Consider the following 17,996-nt stretch of genomic DNA (forward strand, 5'->3'; position numbering starts at 1 on the left):
GCGCGAGTCACGGCACGAGTCAGGGAGGTCGGGGACGTGCACCGCCCACAGCGGCAGGCCGAGGGTACGCGGGCCTGGAACCGGGTCGTCATCGACGTCCCCGGCCCGCGGTTCGAGCCGACGCCCCCGCGCGTGTCGGGCGGCACCTGCCCCGACGCCGAGTGCGACGGCTGGTCCGCCCCCGGCCTGACGCTCAGGTCGGCCTCGGTGCGGGGCGAGCGGCACCGCTACTACCGCCAGCCCCGGCAGGACGCCACCTGCGCCGTGCTGCACGAGGAGAGCGGCGTCGTGGTGTTCGCCGTCGCCGACGGGCTGTCCAGCGCGAGCGCCGCGACGATCGGCGCGGCCGAGGCCTGCCGGGCGGCGGTCTGGTCGCTGCACGCGCGGCTCGACGAGGGCGGCTCTCACTCTCCAGCCGACTTCACCGCCACCGCCAGGTACGCCGCCGAGGCGCTGCACCGGCAGGCCGCCGCCATCCTGCGCCGCGAACCCGGCCCCGCGCAGGTCGAGGAGCTGGTCGCCACCACCCTCGTGGCGGGCGTGGCCCGGCCGGGCGCGCACGGCGTGGAGGTCTCCCTGTTCCGGATCGGCGACTCGGCCGCCTGGACGCTCGACCCGGCCCGTGCCCGCTACCGGCCCCTGTTCGCGGCGAAGACGGACGGGGACCTGGTCCCGACGTCGGTCGCCGCCCTGCCCAGGGTGCCCGAACCGCTGGAACGCTGGTCGGGCCTGCTCCCGCCCGGCCAGGTGCTGCTGGTCGGCACCGACGGGTTCGGCGACCCGCTCGGCGACGGCGACGGGCAGGTGGGCGCGCTGTTCGCCGAGCACCTGGCCGTGCCGCCGTCCCCGCTGTGGCTGGCCCATCTGCTGGACTTCTCCAGGGAGACGTTCGACGACGACCGGACGCTGCTGGCCCTCTGGCCGCGGAACGAGGCCCCCCGATGAGCCGTACCGACCGCGGCACGCTCACCCTCGGCCGCCGCCTCGGCCAGGGCGGCCAGGGCACCGTGCACGAGGTGCTCAACCGCCGCATCAACGGCCAGTGGGACGTCGCCTACAAGGAGTACGACCCCGGCGTCCTGGAGAGCCTCGACACCGCCGCGCTCACCGCCATGACCGGCCTCATCGGGCGGCTGCCGGGATGGGACGCCGCCTGGCTGTGCGACAAGACGGCCTGGCCCGCCGAGCTCGTGGAGACCGGCGGCGCGGTCAGCGGGTTCCTCATGCGGGCGGTGCCCCAGAGGTACTTCTTCGACCTGCGTACCCTGTCGGGCGCCGAGCGGCGGCCCGCGACGCTGGAGTTCCTGCTCAACGACGACGCGTACGTCGCCGGCATCGGCCTCAGGATCAGCGACCGGGACCGCATGCTGCTCATGGCCGACCTGGCCGGCACGCTGGCCCGCCTGCACGCGATGGACATCGTCGTCGGCGACCTGTCGCCCAAGAACCTGCTGTTCTCCACCGACGCGCCGCCGGAGTGCTTCCTCATCGACTGCGACGCCATGCGGCTGGCCGGGGCCGAGGCGATGCCGCAGGTGGAGACGCCCGACTGGCGGCTGCCCGAGGGTGAGGAGAAGGGCACGCCGGGCGGCGACGCGTACAAGCTCGCGCTGCTGGTGGTGCGGATGTTCGCCCGCGACCAGACCTCCGCCGACCCCGGCCGGCTGGCGGCGGTCAGCCCGGCGCTGGCCGACCTCGCCGCGGCCGGGCTCCAGGAGGACCCCGCGCTGCGGCCGGGCCCGGAGCAGTGGGCGGCGGCGTTACGGGAGGCGGCGGGGTCGGCCTCGGCCGTGCCGCCTCCTCCCCCGCCGCCCCGGCCGCCCGTGCCCCCTCCCGGTCCGCCGGGTCCCGTGCCGCTGCCGGTGCGGGGGCGTCCCGGGTTCGTCGTCACCATGCCGAAGATGATCGCCATCGGCGCGGGCGCGGCGGTGGTGGGGCTGGCGCTCGTCCTGGTCGCCGTACTGGCGGGAAGGTCCCTGCTCGTGGCGGTCGAGGGGCCGGGCGGCGCGGGCGTGGACGTGACGTCCTCCGGCAGCCCGTCCGTGCTCGCGGAGTCGCCCACCTCCCCCAGCCCTCCGCCCACGTTGGAGCCCACGCCCACCCAGGAGCCGACCGAGGAGCCCACGCCCACCGAGGAGCTGTTCCGCCTCTCCGACCTCGACCTCCAGAGCACCGACCCGACCCCCGTCACGGCGTCGGCGCTGCTGCCGAGGTCCTTCAAGTCCGCCAAGGGCGTGCGCTACACCCTCCGGGCGAGCGGGGTGGCCAAGTGCCCGGACTCCTACCACGACAGCAACGTCCGCTCGGCGCTGCGCAAGGCGAAGTGCACCAAGATGATCAAGGGCGCGTACGTCAACCCGGGCGCGCCGGCGAACCAGCGGATCATGGTGTCCGTGTGGGTGGTGCCGCTGAAGAGCGACGACCGGGCCGCCACCGCGTACGGGCGGCTGGAGAGCGCCTACGCCGACGACTGGGGCATCGTGTGCCCCAAGAAGGGCCCCGGCTCCGGCCTCTGCCACACCACCTACTGGAACAGCGCCCAGACGTGGGGCTGGGTCGGCTACACCCACCGCTATCTGCTGCACACCATGGCCATCTACACCAACCGCGCGAACTCCACCAAGGTGCGCCCCTGGCTCAAGGACGCCTCCAAGGCGGCGTTCAACGCGGCCGGCCCCATGGTCTACCACGACACGGACTGACCCCGGCCCGGATGACGGTTTCCCCAGCTCAGCGGGGTATGAGACCGGCCAGGACCTCGGCGTACGGACAGGAGCGTTCCCATGAAGATCGTGGTCATCGGCGGCACCGGCCTGATCGGCTCGAAGGTGGTGGCGAGGCTCACCCAGGAGGGACACGAGGCGGTGGCCGCGTCGCCGCGCACCGGCGTCAACGCCCTGACCGGCGAGGGGCTGGAGCAGGCTCTGACCGGCGCGCGGGTGGTGGTGGACGTCTCCAACTCGCCGTCGTTCGAGCGGGCGGAGGTCATGGAGTTCTTCGAGACCTCGACCCGCAACCTGCTCGCGGCCGAGGCGGCGGCGGGCGTGGGCCACCACGTCGCGCTGTCGGTGGTGGGCACCGAGCGGATGCCGGACAACGGCTACTTCGCGGCGAAGATCGCCCAGGAGCGGCTGATCGAGAAGTCCGGCATCCCGTACTCGCTGGTGCACGCCACGCAGTTCTTCGAGTTCGCGCGGGCCATCGCCGACGAGGCGACGGTGGACGGCGAGGTGCACATCGCGCCGGTGCGCTTCCAGCCGATCGCGGCCGACGACGTGGCCGACGCGGTCGCCGGCGTCGCGATGGGCGCGCCGCTGAACGGCCGGATCGAGGTGGGCGGGCCGGACCAGTACCGGATGGACGAGTTCTTCCGCGAGGCGCTGGCCGCGTGGGGGGACCCGCGCGAGGTGGTCGCCGACGAGGGGGCCCGCTACTTCGGCAGCGTGCCGGGCGAGCGGACGCTGGTGCCCGGCGACGGCGCGCGGCTCGGCCAGGTCAGCTACCGCGACTGGCTGGCCCGCGACCCCGCCCGGTGACCGTCTCCGTGACGACGACGAAAGGCCGTTCCCATGTACGACAGCGACCAGGACTCCGGAGGCGGGCCCGCGCCGCACTCGACCGCCTGGCAGAAGGCGCTCACGGTGGTGCAGGAGGTGCGGCCGCCGTTCATCCCTGCGGGAGCGCACGCGATGACGGTCGTCGTCGAGCACCCGCCAGGCAGCCCCGGCACGCCGCCGCACCGCCACTCCGGCCCCGCCTTCGGCTACGTCATCGAGGGCGAGATGCGGCTGGAGCTGGAGGGCGATCCGGAGCGCATCGTCCGGGCCGGCGAGGCGTTCTGGGAGCCGGGCGGCGACGTCATCCACTACCAGGACGGCAACGCCCGCGACGACGTCCCGCTCCGCTTCACCGTCACCATGCTGTGCGAGCCGGACCGGCCGATGCTCGTCCTGGTCGAGGAGGAGGAGCTGGCCCGGCGCCGGCACCTGCGCGCGCCTCGCCCGTCCTGAGCCCTTGCCATGATGGGAGGGTGACCGTACGGGACGAGACCGGTTCCCTGGTGGCGCGGCTGGAGTCGCTGCGCGGCCCGCTGACCGGCTACTGCTACCGCCTGCTGGGCGCGTCGGGCGAGGTCGACGACGCCGTGCAGGAGACCATGCTGCGGGCGTTCCGCGCGATCGGCGGCTACGACCCCAAGCGGGCCGCCCTGTCCACGTGGGTGCACAGGATCGCCACGAACGTCTGCCTCGACATGCTGCGCGGCGCCGAGCGGCGGGCGCTGCCGTGGGACATGGGGCCGGCCGCGACCGGCGGCGACCTCGGCGTTCCCCTGCCGCCCGACCGGTGGGTGGAGCCGCCGATCGGCCTCGGGCCGGCGGGCGCGGACGATCCGGCACACCTCGCGGTGCGGCACGAGACGCTGCGCCTGGCCTTCGTCGCCGCCCTGCAGTGGCTGCCGCCGCGCCAGCGGGCCGTGCTGGTGCTGCGGGACGTCCTCGGGTTCAGCGCCGCGGAGACGGCCGAGGTCGTGGAGACGTCGGTGGCGGCGGCCAACAGCGCGTTGCAGCGCGCGCGGGCGACGCTGGAGCGGCACCGGCCGCGCCCGGCGGACCCGCCGGAGCCGGCCGACCCGGCCCAGCGTGACCTGCTGCGCCGCTACGTACGGGCCTTCGAGACGCACGACGTGCGCGGGCTGCTGGACGTGCTGGCCGACGACGCCCGGTCCGGGATGCCGCCGTTCCCGTGGTGGCTGGACGGGCCGGCGAGCATCACGGCGGCGATGTCGGCGGCGATGTCGGCGGGCGACGCCTGCGCCGGCGACCGGCTCGTCCCGGCCGGGGTCGCCGGCGGGTGCTGGACGCTCGGCCAGTACCGGCCGGACACGGACGGGGCCATGCGGCCGTTCGCGCTGCTGGTGGTGGAGCTGCGCGGCGGGCGGATCGGCGACGTCGTCACCTACCTGGGGCACGGTGACCGCTTCGCCGCGTTCGGCCTGCCCGCGCTCCTCCCGGACCGATGAGTCCGGTGGCCGCCGGTCGTACAAGAGGCGAAACCTCTGACCCGAACGGAAGGCCATATCCATGTCATCGACCGACGCCGAGCTGACGCGGCACGTCCACGCCGAGCGCGAACGGCTGGCGGAGCTGCTCGCCGGGCTCCCGGAGGAGGGCTGGGCCGCTCCGTCGCTGTGCTCGGGCTGGCGGGTGCGCGAGGTCGTCGCGCACCTCACCGCCGCGTTCCGCACCAGCCTGCCCAGTCTCATGGCGGGGCTGGTCGCGGCCCGTTTCTCCTTCGACCGCTACGCCGACCGGGCGGCCCGCGCCGACACCGCCCGCCTGTCCGACGCCGATCTGCTGGCGTGCCTGCGCGCGAACATCACCCACCCGTGGCGGCCTCCGGGTGGCGGGACCGGCGGAGCGCTGGCCCACGACACCATCCACGGCCTCGACATCACCGAGCCGCTGGGCCTGCCCGCACCGCCCGTCGAGCGGATCGCCCTCGTGCTCGCCGGCACGAACCCCCGCAACATCGCCTACTTCGGCGTGGACCTCACGGGCGTGCAGTTGCGCGGCGCCGACGCCGACGTACGGGTGGGCACGGGCGAGCCGGTCGAGCTGCCGGCCAAGGACATCCTGCTGACCATCACCGGCCGCCGTCCCCTGCCGTCCGTCACAACATGACCGCCGCGGCCGTCCTGGCCTCGGCCAGGACGGTCCGCTCCGCCTCCACCAGCCGCAGGCACGCGGCCGTCTCCTCCTCCACCCGCCGCTCGTCCCAGCCGAGCAGGCCGGCCATCAGCCGGGCGATCCGCGGCGCCGCCCGCTCGGCCAGCTCGCTCGACTCGATGAGCATCCTGGTGCGCCGGGCGAGCACGTCCTCGGCGTGCAGCGCGCCCTCGTGGGTGACGGCGTAGCAGACCTCGGCCCGCAGCCACGGACCGGGCTCGATCAGCGGCTCGGCGAGCGAACGGTCACGGGCGACGAGGGCGAGCACCTCCAGGGCGAGCGTGCCGTAGCGGCGGATGAGATGGCGTACGGTCTCGGGTTCGAGGTCGTGGTCCTCGGCCAGCCGCCCGGCGGCCGGCTCCAGCGCGGGCAGCCCGTCCGCGCCGACCAGCGGCAGCCGGTCGGTGACCGAGGCGGGCACGTCGTAGCCTTCGAGCGCGGCGTCGATCACGTCCCTGGCCATGATCCGGTAGGTCGTGTACTTGCCGCCGGCGATCGCCGCCAGGCCGGGCACCGGCACGTCCACCACGTGCTCCCGCGACAGCTTCGCGGTGGAGGAGTGCTTGTCGGCGGCCACGAGCGGGCGCAGCCCGACGTAGAGGCCGACGACGTCCTCCCTGGTCAGCGGCCTGACCAGGACCTCGTTGGCGTGGTGGAGTATGTAGTCGACGTCCTCGCCGGTGGCGGTGGGCTCGGCGCGCTCGCCGTGCCAGTCGGTGTCGGTGGTGCCGACGATCCAGCGGCGCCCGGTCCACGGGATGATGAACAGCACGCTCTTCTCCGTGCGGATGATCAGGCCGGTCTGCGAGTCGATGGCCTCGCCCGGCACCATGATGTGCACGCCCTTCGACATCCTGACCTGGAAGGCGGGCTCGGCGCCGCCCGGCAGGCCGGTCACGGGGCCGGTCCACACGCCCGCGCACACCACCACGGCGTCGGCCGAGACGTCGATCTCGGCGCCGGTCTCCTCGTCGCGGACGCGCGCGCCGACCACGCGCTCGCCGAACTCGTCCCTGTTCAGCGCCACCACCGACGTACGGGTGGCGATGGTGGCGCCGTGCGCGGCGGCGGTGCGGGCCAGGGCGAGGGTGAAGCGGGCGTCGTCCACCTGCGCGTCGTAGTAGATGACGCCGCCGCTCAGCACGTCGGTCCGCAGGCCGGGCACCAGGCGGCGGGCCGCCTTCGGCGACAGGTTGCGGTGCCGGGGCATCGGATGGCGCACGCCCTCAAGGGCGTCGTACAAGGTCAGGCCGGCCGCCACGTACGGCTGCTCGATCATCCGGTTGCGCACCGGGTACAGGAACGTGACCGGCCGCACCAGGTGCGGGGCCAGCCGCGCGACCAGCAGGTCGCGCTCCTTCAGCGCCTCGCGCACCAGCTTGAAGTCGAACTGCTCCAGGTAGCGCAGCCCGCCGTGGATCAGCTTGCTGGACCGGCTCGACGTGCCGGCCGCGAGGTCACGGCTCTCCACGAGGGCGACCCGCAGCCCGCGCGAGGCCGCGTCCAGGGCCGCGCCCGCCCCCGTCACCCCGCCGCCCACCACCAGGACGTCGAAGGTCTGCGCCCGGAGCCGGTCGAGGCACTCCTGGCGGTCACGCGCGTCGAGCGCCCCGGTGATTCCCATCGCCTTGTTCTCACTTTTCGTAACTGATCACATTCGCACTGTATGCCTTCCCTGGAAGGGGGAAGGCTCACCTACCGGAGAAGGAGCCCGGGAAGGGGACGGGGTGACGATTAACAGGACGTTGGCCGGCGAGATGATCGCCGAGTTCGCCGGGACGATGGTGCTCATCGTGTTCGGCGTGGGCGTCGTCGCCCAGGTGATCGCGGCCGAGCTCGGCAACCACGACAGCATCGCCTGGTCCTGGGGCATCGGGGTCGCGCTCGGCGTCTACGTCGCAGGCCGCACCACGGGCGCGCACCTCAACCCGGCGGTGACGCTGGGGTTCGCCGTCTTCCGCGGGTTCGAGTGGCACAAGGTGATGCCGTACGTGGTGGCGCAGACCGCGGGCGCCTTCGTCGGCGCGCTGCTGATCCGCTGGAACTACACCGAGGTGCTCTCCGCCGTCGATCCCGGGCACACGCTCAAGACGCAACTGGTGTTCTCGACGCTGCCGGGCAACGGCACGCTCCCGGTCGGCCAATGGGGCGCGCTGCGCGACCAGATCATCGGCACGGCCGTGCTGCTCTTCGTCATCTTCGCGCTGTCCGACACCCGCAACATGGCCCCGGGCGCGAACATGGGCCCGTTCGTCATCGGCCTGCTCATCGTCGGCATCGGCATGGCGCTCGGCGCCGACGCCGGCTACGCGATCAACCCGGCCCGCGACTTCGGGCCGCGCCTGGCGAGCTTCCTCACCGGCTACCGCGGCGCCTGGCGCGACCAGTACGGCGACCTCTACTTCTGGGTGCCCATCGTGGGCCCGCTGATCGGCGGGGTGATCGGCGCGGGCCTCTACCAGGTGCTCATCGCCCGCCACCTCCCCCGTGACGAGGACCGCGACACCGTCAAGCCGTCCGACTAGGGAGTACGACATGCCTGACTTCGTGGGCGCCGTGGACCAGGGCACGACGAGTACCCGCTTCATGATCTTCGACCGGGAGGGCGCCGAGGTCGCGAAGTTCCAGTTCGAGCACGAGCAGATCATGCCGAGGGCGGGCTGGGTGGAGCACAACCCCATCGAGATCTGGACCCGGACCGCCGCCGTGATCCAGACGACGCTCCAGCGCTCCGGGCTGCACGACAGCGACCTCGCGGCGATCGGCCTCACCAACCAGCGCGAGACCACCGTCGTGTGGGACCGGCGCACCGGACGGCCCTACTACAACGCCATCGTCTGGCAGGACACCCGCACCGACGAGATCGCCGCCGCGCTGGATCGGGACGGCCGGGGCCAGGTCATCCGCGACCGTACGGGGCTGCGGCCTGAGGCGTACTTCTCGGGCGGCAAGATCCAGTGGATCCTGGAGAACGTCGAAGGCGTGCGCGAGGCGGCCGAGCGCGGCGAGGCCGCCTTCGGCACCACCGACACCTGGACGCTGTGGAACCTGACCGGCGGGCGCAACGGCGGCGTGCACATCACCGACGTGACCAACGCCAGCCGGACCATGCTGATGGACCTCGACACGCTCGACTGGGACGACGAGCTGCTGTCGTTCTTCGGCGTGCCGCGCGCGATGCTGCCGGAGATCCGCCCGTCGTCCGACCCCTCCGCCTACGGCACCACCTTCCGCTACGGCCCGCTCGGCGGCGAGGTGCCGATCACCGCGATCCTCGGCGACCAGCAGGCCGCCACCGTCGGCCAGGTCTGCTTCTCGCCCGGCGAGGCCAAGAACACCTACGGCACCGGCAACTTCCTGCTGCTCAACACCGGCACCGAGCGGGTGCGCTCGGAGAGCGGCCTGCTCACCACCGTCGCGTACAAGTTCGGCGACCAGCCGGCCGTCTTCGCGCTGGAGGGCTCCATCGCGGTCACCGGCTCGGCCGTGCAGTGGCTGCGCGACCAGTTGGGCGTCATCACCACGGCGGCGCAGAGCGAGACGCTGGCGCGGCAGGTGGCCGACAACGGCGGCCTGTACTTCGTCCCGGCCTTCTCGGGGTTGTTCGCGCCGTACTGGCGGGCCGACGCGCGCGGTGCGATCGTCGGGCTGTCGCGCTACAACACCTCCGCCCATCTCGCGCGGGCCACGCTGGAGGCCATCTGCTACCAGAGCCGCGACGTCGTCGAGGCCATGCAGCGCGACTCCGGGGTGGTGCTGGACGTGCTCCGGGTGGACGGCGGCGTGACCGCGAACGCCCTGTGCATGCAGCTCCAGTCCGACATCCTCGGCGTGCCGGTGAGCCGGCCGGTGGTGGCGGAGACGACCGCGCTCGGGGCGGCGTACGCGGCGGGGCTGGCGGTGGGCTACTGGCGCGACCAGGAGGAGCTGCGCTCCCACTGGGCCGAGGACCGCCGGTGGGAGCCCACGTGGAGCCCTGAGCAGCGCGAGCGCGGGTACGCCGGCTGGAAGAAGGCGGTCTCCAAGTCCTTCGACTGGCTCTGACGGCGAACCGCGGCGGGTGAGGGCGCGTATCTCAGGCCGTACGCATCTCAGGCCGTACGCATCCGCGAAGCCGGGAGGACCGCATTGCCGCACGCGCCGCGCATCATGATCGGTGAGGTGACACCGGACGTCTCCAGCGCCATGGACGCCCTGCACGAGGCCGCCTTCGCCGCGGCCGACGCGGCGGGCGTCGAGCCGGAGCTGCTGCAGCTCGTGAAGATCCGCGCGTCCCAGATCAACGGCTGCTCGCTCTCGCTCGGCCGGCACGTACGGGACGCCCGCGCGACCGGCCAGAGCGAGCAGCGCATCCGCGACACCCGGGCCTGGCGCAACAGCAAGGTGCTCACGCGGCGGGAGCAGGCGGCGCTGTCGCTGACGGAGGCGATCACCCTGGTCTTCGCCGGTCAGGTGCCCGACACGGTGTACGCCGAGGCGGCCCGCGTCTTCGACGAGACCCAGCTCGCCGCGCTGATCTGGGCCGCGACCGTGATCAACGCGCGCAACCGGATCGCGGTCGCCACCCGCCTGGAGGGCAGCGGCGCGCCCCCTGCCGCCGCCGCGAGCTGACGCTAGTGAGGCCGGCGGGCGAGCCAGTCGCGGTAGGTGGTGGCGGCGATGACGGCGCCGCGGCCGGCGACGAGGGCGTGGCCCTTGGCGGCGGCGTACAGTCCGGCGTCCTCGTCGGTGACGACGGCGCGGCGGTCGCCGCGGGCGTCGAGGGTGATCCGGCCCAGCTCGTCCAGCGGGAACACCTCGGGGCCCGCGAGGTCGATCGTGCCGTTCAGCGGCGCGCCCACGACGACGCCGGCGACCACCCGGGCGACCTCGTCCCCGGCCACCGGCTGCAGGAGGGTGGGGGGCAGGCGGACGGTGTGCTCGTCGGACGTCCAGGACAGCACCGTGTCGATGAACTCGAAGAACTGCGTGGAGCGCACGATCGAGTAGGGCACCGGCCCGGCCTTGAGGAGGTCCTCCTGCAGCACCTTCGACCGGTAGTAGGCCAGGCCGGGCACCTGGTCGGCGCCCACGATGGACAGGATGACCGCGTGGCCGACACCGGCGGAGCCGGCGGCGGCCAGCAGGTGGCCCATGGTGGCGCGGAAGAAGGCGGGTGAGGTGTCGTCGAAGGCCGGCGGCTTGGTCAGGTCGACCACGACGTCCGCGCCCGCCAGCGCCTCCGGCAGGCCCCGCCCGCTCAGCAGGTCGACGCCGGTGGAGCGCGAGCGCGACACCGCCTCGTGGCCGGCCTCGGTCAGCAGCCCGACCACGCGGGATCCGATGAGGCCGGACCCGCCGATGACGACGATCCTCATGTGCGGCAGCCTCCCTGAATCCCCCGGCGGCACTGCGTCCACCTTAGACCTCCTTGACAAAAACCCTCGACAGGCGCTCACCATGATCTCGACAACGGCGACGTCTGGCCGGGCAGCGTCACCTCCCACGACGAAGGAGTCACCGTGACAGCAGTGAGACCCCCAGTCGCCATCCTCCTCGCGTTATGCCTGGCCCTCACGCCGGCCGCCCCCGCCGGGGCCGCGGTCAGCGGGCCGCCCGTCATCGACGCCCCGGTGTTCAACGACCCGACCTCGGACTCGGGCGTCGCCCACAGTCCGAGCGCCCGGCAGTCGGCCGTCATGGACCAGCTCATCAGGCTCATCAAGGCGGTGCCCGCGGGCGGCGAGATCCGCTTCGCCATGCACCAGTTCGTCCCCGGCGACCGGTCGAGCGAGGTCGCCGCGGAGCTGGCCGCCGCGCACGCCAGGGGCGCCGGGGTGCAGGTCATACTCGACAGCCAGGACGACGGCCGCAACGACGCCGTCTTCGCCCAGCTCAGCGCCGCCCTCGGCACCACCGAGACGGCCCGGTCGTGGGCCGTGCGCTGTGAGTACCCCGACGAGAGCGCCGACCGGGGCTGCATCGCCAGGGACTACCTGCACGCCAAGTTCGCGACGTTCTCCAGCGTGGTGGCAGGGGGTGTGACGTACCCGAAGGTCGTCTTCCAGACCTCGTCCAACCTGTCGGACTGGTACCTCTACAACTCCTACAACGACAGCTTCACGGTCAGCGACGCCGTGACCTACGACGGGTACGTCACCTACTTCAACGACCTGCGGGCCCGGCGCATGCGGCCCGTCGACCCGGACTACTTCTGGACGACCCCGACGGGAACGGCGTACAAGGCCCACTTCTTCCCGCGCAGTTCCTCCAGCGGCGACCCGATCGCCAACGTGCTGAAGCTGGTCAAGTGCAGTTACAAGGACGCCGGGGGCGTCACCCGCCAGACCGACATCCGCCTGGCGCTGACCGCCTTCAACTACAACCGCAAGGCGATCGTGGACGAGTTGCTGCGGCTGCGCGGCGAGAACTGCTGGATCGACGTCGTCTACTACGACGGCACCGGCGTCACCTCCTACATCAGGGACCGCCTCGCCGAACGGGCCTCTAACGGCAAGTATCTCCAGGTCACGCCGTGCCGCTTCACGGTGGGCGACCGTTCGGTGGTGACCCACACCAAGATCATGATGATCGACGGGTTCTACGACGACGACCTCACGCCGCGCGTCTACACCGGCAGCGCGAACTTCACGACGCTGGAGAACTCCGACGACTCCATGCTGCGGATCGCCGGCCGCGACGTGCACGACCAGTACCTGTCGTGGTTCTACGGCCTGCGCCGCGCCTGCGGCGGGCCCTGACCCGTCCACGCCCTGACATGTCCTGACCTGCCCTGACCGTCGTGTCAACCTGCCGGAGGGACCGGGGTGGTCGCGTGCGATGATGGCGGCGCCATGTCGCTCGCCGCATCAGCCGCCGCCGGGTCCACCGGCAGGCCTGCCGCCGGGCCGGCCTCGGGGCCGGCCGGCTTCGCGCTGCGCGCGCTTCGGGCCGCCGTCTTCGCGGCGGTCTCGCTGCTGCTCGGCCTGGTGGCCCACCTGCTGGCGGGCGGTCCGGTGGCGGCGGGCTGGCTGCTGCCGGCCTGGGGCGTCGCGTTCGGTCCCGCTTACCTGCTGGCGGGGCGCGAACGTACGCTGCCGGTCATCGTGGCGACGCTGGCGGTCGCGCAGGTCGCGCTGCACCTGCTGTTCTCCTCTGCGCACGCCGTGGAGGCGGCGGTCGCCGGGCACCCGCACGCGGGCCACGCGGGCCACGCCGCGCAGACCGGGCTCGTGCCGGACGCCGGCATGCTGGTCATGCACGCCTGGGCGGTCCTGCTGGCCGCGACCTGGCTGGCCCGCGGCGAGGCGGCACTCTGGGCGGTGCTGCGCCGGCTGGCCGTACGGCTGTTCGCCGTGGTCGTCGCCGTCATCGTCCCGGCCGTCCGCCCTCTGATCACCGCGCCGGTGCGGGAGCCGGTGGCCCCGCGGCCGGTTCTGCTCGGGCATGAGATGGGCCGGCGCGGCCCGCCCTTCGGCCGCGCCGTCACCGCGTCCGCCTGACCCGCTCCGCGGAGCGCGTCCGGCCGGTCCGTTCTCCTGTCACGCCCCTGGTCGAGGGGTGTCCCCGGCGTGCCCGCCCTGTTGTGGCGGGCGCTGGGGCGCAGCAGTCTGTCATCGTTCCGGCTTGAGCCGGATGAAGGGCTTTGTCATGTTCTCGCGTATCACCGTCGCCGGCCTCGCCGTCGTCGTGCTCACCGCCTGCGGCGGCGCGCCGCAGCAGGCCGCGCCGGCCGTTCCCGCCGCCGCCACCACTCCCCCGGCCGCGCAGGCCGGGCCCGCGCTCTCCATCACCGATCCCTGGGTCAAGACCGCGAAGAAGGGCATGAGCGCCGCCTTCGGCACCCTGGTCAACAACTCCGGCACGGACGTGGTCGTGATGTCGGCCGCCACGCCGCTGTCGCCGAAGGTCGAGCTGCACGAGGTGGCGGAGTCGGCGGGCAAGTCGGTCATGCGGCCCAAGGAAGGCGGTTTCGTGATCCCCGCGCACGGCAGCCACGAGCTCAAGCCGGGCGGCGACCACATCATGCTCATGGGCCTCGCCCAGGAGGTACGGCCCGGCGACGAGATCAGCTTCACCCTCACGCTGGAGGACGGCGGCACGTTCGACTTCACGGCGCTCGGCAAGGACTTCGCCGGGGCCAAGGAGGACTATCAGCCCGGCATGGACATGGACGCCCATGGCGAATCGGGCGCCGATCAAGGCGGCGAGCATGGGTGAGCGGCCGACCGCCGGCGGGAGCGGGCGCCGACTGACCCGGCGCGGCCTGCTGAGCGGCGGCGCCCTGGCCGCGGCCGCCACGGTGACCGGCGCGGTGGCGGTGACCGGTTCGGCGGCGACCGACGGCGCGGCGGCCGGCGCTTCACCCGCGGCCCCGTCGCCCGCGGCGCCCGCGGCCTCCCCGGACGCCGGCGCGGTCGTGCCCTTCCATGGGCCGCACCAGGCCGGGGTGGCCACGCCGCCGCAGGCCCATGCCGTCTTCGTGGGCTTCGACCTGCGCAAGGGCGTCGGCAGGGAGGCGCTGGCGCGGATGATGCGGCTGCTGACCGACGACGCCCGCCGCCTCACCCAGGGGCGGCCCGCGCTGGCCGACACCGAGCCTGAGCTGGCGGCGCTGCCCGCCCGGCTGAGCGTGACGTTCGGTTTCGGCCCCGGGCTCTTCGACGCCGCCGGCGTGGGCGAGCACCGGCCGGAGTCCGTGGCGGCGCTGCCCGCGTTCACGATCGACAGGTTGCGGCGGGAGTGGAGCGGCGGCGACCTGCTGGTGCAGATCTGCGCCGACGACCCGCTCACCGTGACCCACGCCCTGCGCATGATCGTCAAGGACGCCCGCGCGTTCGCCGAGGTCCGCTGGACCCAGCGCGGGTTCCGGCGCGCCGCGCACAGCCAGCCCGGCGGCACGACCCAGCGCAACGTGATGGGGCAACTCGACGGCACGGTCAACCTGGTCGCCGGCACGCCGGACTTCGACCGGGCGGTGTGGATCGAGGAGGGCCGCCTGCGCGGCGGCACCACCCTGGTCCTGCGGCGCATCCGGGCCGAGATGGAGACCTGGGACGCCACCGACACCACGGCCAAGGAGTTCACCGTGGGCCGCCGCCTGTCCGACGGCGCGCCGCTGACCGGGGGGCGCGAGCACGACGAGCCGGACTTCGACCGGCTCACCCCGGTCGGCTTCCCGGTCATCTCCGAGTACGCCCACATCCGCCGCGCCCACGTCCCCGACCCGGGGCTGCGCATGCTGCGCCGGGTCTACAACTACGACGAGGGCGTGGCGGCCGACGGGACCGCCGACTGCGGGCTGCTGTTCGCCGCTTTCCAGGCCGACATCGCCCGTCAGTTCATCCCGGTCCAGCGGCGGCTGGCCGAGGCGGACCTGCTCAACGAGTGGACCACGCCGATCGGCTCGGCCGTCTTCGCCATCCCGCCGGGCTGCGGCCCTGACGGCTGGATCGGCGAGACCCTGCTGGGCTGAGCCCCCGATGGTGACGGGGCCACGGGACTCCCCGTACCGGCCCCGGAGCGGCCCCTGAGCGGCCCGGCGGCGGCGGCGTGACGAGCATCACCGTCGCCGGAGCCCTCCGGGATGTCACAGGGCCTGGCCCGCCACCGTCTTGTGTGCAGGCAAGGTTAAGGGGGCCTCAGATGCGTTCCTCGGTGGCCGGGCGCCGCTCGTTCCGGTTCTCGCACTGGTCGTTCATGTTCGCGGAGATCGCCGTCTGGTCGTTCGCCGTCCTGCTGGTGACGGGGGCGGTGCTCATGTTGTTCTACGACCCGGGCATGACCCGGGTGACCTACGACGGATCGTACGGCCCGCTGCGCGGGCTCCTCGTCAGCCGGGCCTTCGACTCGGCCATGCACCTCAGTCTGGAGGTGCGCGGCGGCCTGCTCATCCGCCAGATGCACCACTGGGCGGCGCTCGTGTTCGTGGCCGCCGTCGCGCTGCAGTTGCTGCGCATGTTCCTCACGGGCGCGTTCCGCCGCCCGCGTACCCGGCAGTGGCTGATCTGGGTGGCGCTGCTGGGGTTGGCGATGGCGGCCGGTGAGACGGGCAACGCCCTGCCGGACGACAACCTGTCGGGCGGCAGCCTGTGGCTGATCCTGTCGGTGGTGCAGTCGATCCCCGTGGTGGGCTCCTGGGTGGGCGCGCTGCTGTTCGGGACGGAGTTCCCCGGCGATCAGGTCATTCCGGTCATGTACGGCCTGCACCTGGTGATCCCGCTCGTCATGGCCGCGCTGCTGATCGTCCGCGAGCTGCTGGTGCGCCGGCACGGCCACTCCCGGTTCGTCGCCTCGCTGCCGGAGCGTCGGGGCGCCCGTCCGCTGATGGCCGCCGCGACGACCGGCATGCTGATCATCCTCGGGTTCGGCTTCCAGATCGCGCCCATCTGGCTGTACGGCCCCGCCACGCCGTCGCAGATCTCGGCGGGCTCGGTCCCCGACTGGTACATGGGCTTCCTCGACGGCGCCCTGCGGATCATGCCCGGCTGGGAGCTCACCATCGGCGGCCACACGCTCAGCCTCGCGGTCCTCGTGCCGACGCTGGTGGTCCCCGGGCTGTTCTTCACCGCCCTCGCCGCCTACCCCACGGCCGAGCGCCTCCTCGCCGCCCGCCGCGGCAGGCCGGCCGCCGTCCGCGATGTGCTCGACCGGCCCAGGGAGACGCCGGTGAAGACGGGCCTCGCGGTCGCCGGCGTCACGTTCTACGGCCTGCTGTGGGCGGCCGCCGCCAACGACCAGCTCGCCCACCAGTTCCATCTCACCGTGAACGCCGTGACCGTCTTCTTCAGGTACGCCGTGATCATCGGGCCCGTCATCGCCTTCGCCGTCACCCGGTGGATCTGCCTCGCCCTCCGGCAGGCGGAGCGCGAGACCGCCGAGCACGGCGTGGAGACCGGCATCATCGTGCGCTCCCCCGACGGCGGGTTCCACGAGCGGCTCGCCCCGGCGGACCACGAAGCGGGTCACCTGGTGGCGGCGAAGACCCGGGTCCCGTAAGTCCCATCATCGGAGTCCTCAGCCGGCGGCGGCGGTCAGGAGGTCGAGCGTGTGGGTGAGGGCGGCGCGGCCTCTGCGCAGGGCGGCGGCCGGGTGCATCGTGGGGGGACCCTGCCAGCGCAGGTAGACCATGGTGGAGCCGTGCCGCACGGCCAGTGCCACATGCGTGACGGCGCCCCTGCGGGCGGCCAGGGTTTCGATCTCGCGCCCACCCAGGGGCCCCTGGCGAAGGGATCGAGGCGGCGGTCGGTGTTCTCGAGGGTCTTGTCGCGGAACTCGCAGCCTCGTCCCCCGCGTGCGTCCCATCCCGTCTGCAGAAGAGGCCGGACGCGCGCGAGCCCGGCGCTCTGCTCATCGGGCAGGAACAGCACGTCCTCCCGGACGGAGACCTCGCCGATCAAGCGGCGTGAGACGGCGGGGGCGCCGCCGTACATGGTCTCGTCGAAAGCCCACGAGCAGAGCCAGTCATGGGCGGCAGCAGAAGGGCCCGGCCAGACGGTCATGTCCTTGCCGTACGCGGAGTGGGCGGGCAGGGCGGCGGCCATCGCCGTCGAGACCGCCGGCGGGCCGTCGGGCGGCGCGGGACGGGCGGGGTCGCCGCCCACTGCGGCCAGCACGGACCGCGCCACCACGGCGCCTTGGTGCAACGGCTCCCGACCCGGCAGGCCGCCCGCCTCGAACTCCCAGTCCCATGACACCTCGGCCAGCAGGCTGCCACGCGCGGCCACGATCGTCGCCCTGGCGCCCGAGTCGCCCTGCTCCGTCCAGTTCTCCGTGGTGACCAGGGCCTGCACACCGCGCCATCCCCCACGGTCGAGCTCCGTCGCCTCCACGAGCGCGTAGTCGGGCTGATCGTCCCACTGCTCCGTCCCGCGCCGCGCCGCCTCGACCAGGCGGACCGCCTGAGCGGGTGAGGTGATCCAGAACCGTACCTCCAGCGGCCTGGGCACCTCCTCGGCGTGCAACTGCGCGGTGTAGCCAGGCACGCCTTCGGGCGGTTGCCGCGCCTCGACGCCCTGTTCCTGTTCGGGCCGGCACCAGTGCAGCAAGGGGGCGTCCAGCCCCAGCGCGAAGGGCGGGTAGATGACGCCGAAGTCCTCCCATCTGCGGTCGACGTCGTCGTTCACGCGCCCCCGCAGCCGCTCGGCGATCTCCTCGACGGAGCTCGCCGCGTTCTCGGGCATCGGCAGCGCGGGAACCTTCAGCTGCTCGAACCCGCCGAGGACGAACAACAAGGTGACGGCCGCGGCCGCGAACCGCAGCCCGGGAAGCCTGGCAAGATCCACAAGCATA

General features: G+C 73.2%; 17 protein-coding genes. 14 read left to right on the forward strand and 3 right to left on the reverse strand.

Translation table 11 applies throughout. From position 1 onward, the window contains the following. The first annotated feature begins 36 nt into the window (after window positions 1-36). The 6 genes from BMW85_RS00615 (at window position 37) to BMW85_RS00640 (ending at window position 5,681) form a co-directional block, all read left to right on the forward strand. Window positions 37-945: a protein phosphatase 2C domain-containing protein gene (locus BMW85_RS00615; RefSeq protein WP_177240438.1), complete on the forward strand. Its 909-nt coding sequence runs from the start codon at window positions 37-39 to the stop codon at window positions 943-945. Further along, window positions 942-2,702: a hypothetical protein gene (locus tag BMW85_RS00620; protein WP_091075446.1), complete on the forward strand. Its 1,761-nt coding sequence runs from the start codon at window positions 942-944 to the stop codon at window positions 2,700-2,702. The genes BMW85_RS00615 and BMW85_RS00620 overlap by 4 nt, the downstream gene beginning before the upstream one ends. 81 nt (window positions 2,703-2,783) lie before the next feature. Further along, window positions 2,784-3,536, forward strand: a complete 753-nt coding sequence (locus tag BMW85_RS00625; RefSeq protein ID WP_091075448.1) for an SDR family oxidoreductase — start codon at window positions 2,784-2,786, stop codon at window positions 3,534-3,536. Between the two features lie 33 nt (window positions 3,537-3,569). After that, on the forward strand, window positions 3,570-4,010 hold the full coding sequence (locus BMW85_RS00630; protein WP_091075450.1) for a cupin domain-containing protein: 441 nt from the start codon (window positions 3,570-3,572) through the stop codon (window positions 4,008-4,010). 20 nt (window positions 4,011-4,030) lie between these two features. Beyond that, a complete protein-coding gene (locus BMW85_RS00635; RefSeq protein ID WP_091075453.1) occupies window positions 4,031-5,020 on the forward strand; it encodes an RNA polymerase subunit sigma-70 in 990 nt (329 codons plus the stop codon). Between the two features lie 61 nt (window positions 5,021-5,081). Then, the gene (locus BMW85_RS00640; RefSeq protein WP_091075454.1) at window positions 5,082-5,681 is read left to right on the forward strand and encodes a maleylpyruvate isomerase family mycothiol-dependent enzyme; all 600 of its coding nucleotides are present in this window, start codon (window positions 5,082-5,084) and stop codon (window positions 5,679-5,681) included. Here the strand turns inward: BMW85_RS00640 and BMW85_RS00645 are convergent. Further along, window positions 5,671-7,350: a glycerol-3-phosphate dehydrogenase/oxidase gene (locus BMW85_RS00645; RefSeq protein WP_091075457.1), complete on the reverse strand. Its 1,680-nt coding sequence runs from the start codon at window positions 7,348-7,350 to the stop codon at window positions 5,671-5,673. The two genes, BMW85_RS00640 and BMW85_RS00645, sit on opposite strands and share 11 nt — an antisense overlap. A gap of 103 nt (window positions 7,351-7,453) precedes the next feature. Between BMW85_RS00645 and BMW85_RS00650 the strand changes: the two genes are divergently transcribed. From BMW85_RS00650 to BMW85_RS00660, 3 genes are all read left to right on the forward strand, one after another. Next, entirely contained in the window at window positions 7,454-8,251 is a 798-nt protein-coding gene (locus BMW85_RS00650) for an MIP/aquaporin family protein (RefSeq protein ID WP_245774530.1), read from the forward strand. A gap of 10 nt (window positions 8,252-8,261) precedes the next feature. Further along, window positions 8,262-9,770 carry a glycerol kinase GlpK gene (glpK, locus tag BMW85_RS00655; RefSeq protein WP_091075460.1) on the forward strand — a complete coding sequence of 503 codons (1,509 nt, stop codon included), beginning with the start codon at window positions 8,262-8,264 and terminating at the stop codon, window positions 9,768-9,770. Between the two features lie 117 nt (window positions 9,771-9,887). Next, window positions 9,888-10,337, forward strand: coding sequence for a carboxymuconolactone decarboxylase family protein (locus BMW85_RS00660; protein ID WP_245774531.1), 450 nt, complete (start codon window positions 9,888-9,890; stop codon window positions 10,335-10,337). Between the two features lie 2 nt (window positions 10,338-10,339). Here BMW85_RS00660 and BMW85_RS00665 read toward each other — a convergent pair whose 3' ends face one another. Continuing rightward, the gene (locus tag BMW85_RS00665) at window positions 10,340-11,083 is read right to left on the reverse strand and encodes an SDR family oxidoreductase (RefSeq protein WP_091075462.1); all 744 of its coding nucleotides are present in this window, start codon (window positions 11,081-11,083) and stop codon (window positions 10,340-10,342) included. Window positions 11,084-11,227: 144 nt separating this feature from the next. Between BMW85_RS00665 and BMW85_RS00670 the strand changes: the two genes are divergently transcribed. The 5 genes from BMW85_RS00670 (at window position 11,228) to BMW85_RS00690 (ending at window position 16,703) form a co-directional block, all read left to right on the forward strand. Then, window positions 11,228-12,466, forward strand: a complete 1,239-nt coding sequence (locus BMW85_RS00670) for a phospholipase D-like domain-containing protein (RefSeq protein WP_143082053.1) — start codon at window positions 11,228-11,230, stop codon at window positions 12,464-12,466. Window positions 12,467-12,559: 93 nt separating this feature from the next. Continuing rightward, window positions 12,560-13,207, forward strand: a complete 648-nt coding sequence (locus BMW85_RS00675) for a hypothetical protein (protein WP_091075467.1) — start codon at window positions 12,560-12,562, stop codon at window positions 13,205-13,207. A 148-nt stretch (window positions 13,208-13,355) separates the two neighbouring features. Continuing rightward, window positions 13,356-13,925 (forward strand): copper chaperone PCu(A)C, encoded by a 570-nt coding sequence (locus BMW85_RS00680; RefSeq protein ID WP_245774532.1) that lies wholly within the window; start codon window positions 13,356-13,358, stop codon window positions 13,923-13,925. Further along, window positions 13,918-15,180, forward strand: coding sequence for a Dyp-type peroxidase (locus tag BMW85_RS00685; RefSeq protein ID WP_091077054.1), 1,263 nt, complete (start codon window positions 13,918-13,920; stop codon window positions 15,178-15,180). Before BMW85_RS00680 ends, BMW85_RS00685 begins: the two co-directional genes overlap by 8 nt. A gap of 170 nt (window positions 15,181-15,350) precedes the next feature. Then, window positions 15,351-16,703 carry a cytochrome b gene (locus tag BMW85_RS00690; protein ID WP_091075471.1) on the forward strand — a complete coding sequence of 451 codons (1,353 nt, stop codon included), beginning with the start codon at window positions 15,351-15,353 and terminating at the stop codon, window positions 16,701-16,703. Between the two features lie 35 nt (window positions 16,704-16,738). On the opposite strand, the gene BMW85_RS00695 is transcribed toward BMW85_RS00690, so the two are convergent. Continuing rightward, window positions 16,739-17,995 (reverse strand): hypothetical protein, encoded by a 1,257-nt coding sequence (locus tag BMW85_RS00695; protein WP_143082054.1) that lies wholly within the window; start codon window positions 17,993-17,995, stop codon window positions 16,739-16,741. Window position 17,996: the final 1 nt, after the last annotated feature.

The organism is Nonomuraea wenchangensis (assembly GCF_900111685.1).
Classification (GTDB): Bacteria; Actinomycetota; Actinomycetes; order Streptosporangiales; family Streptosporangiaceae; genus Nonomuraea; species Nonomuraea wenchangensis.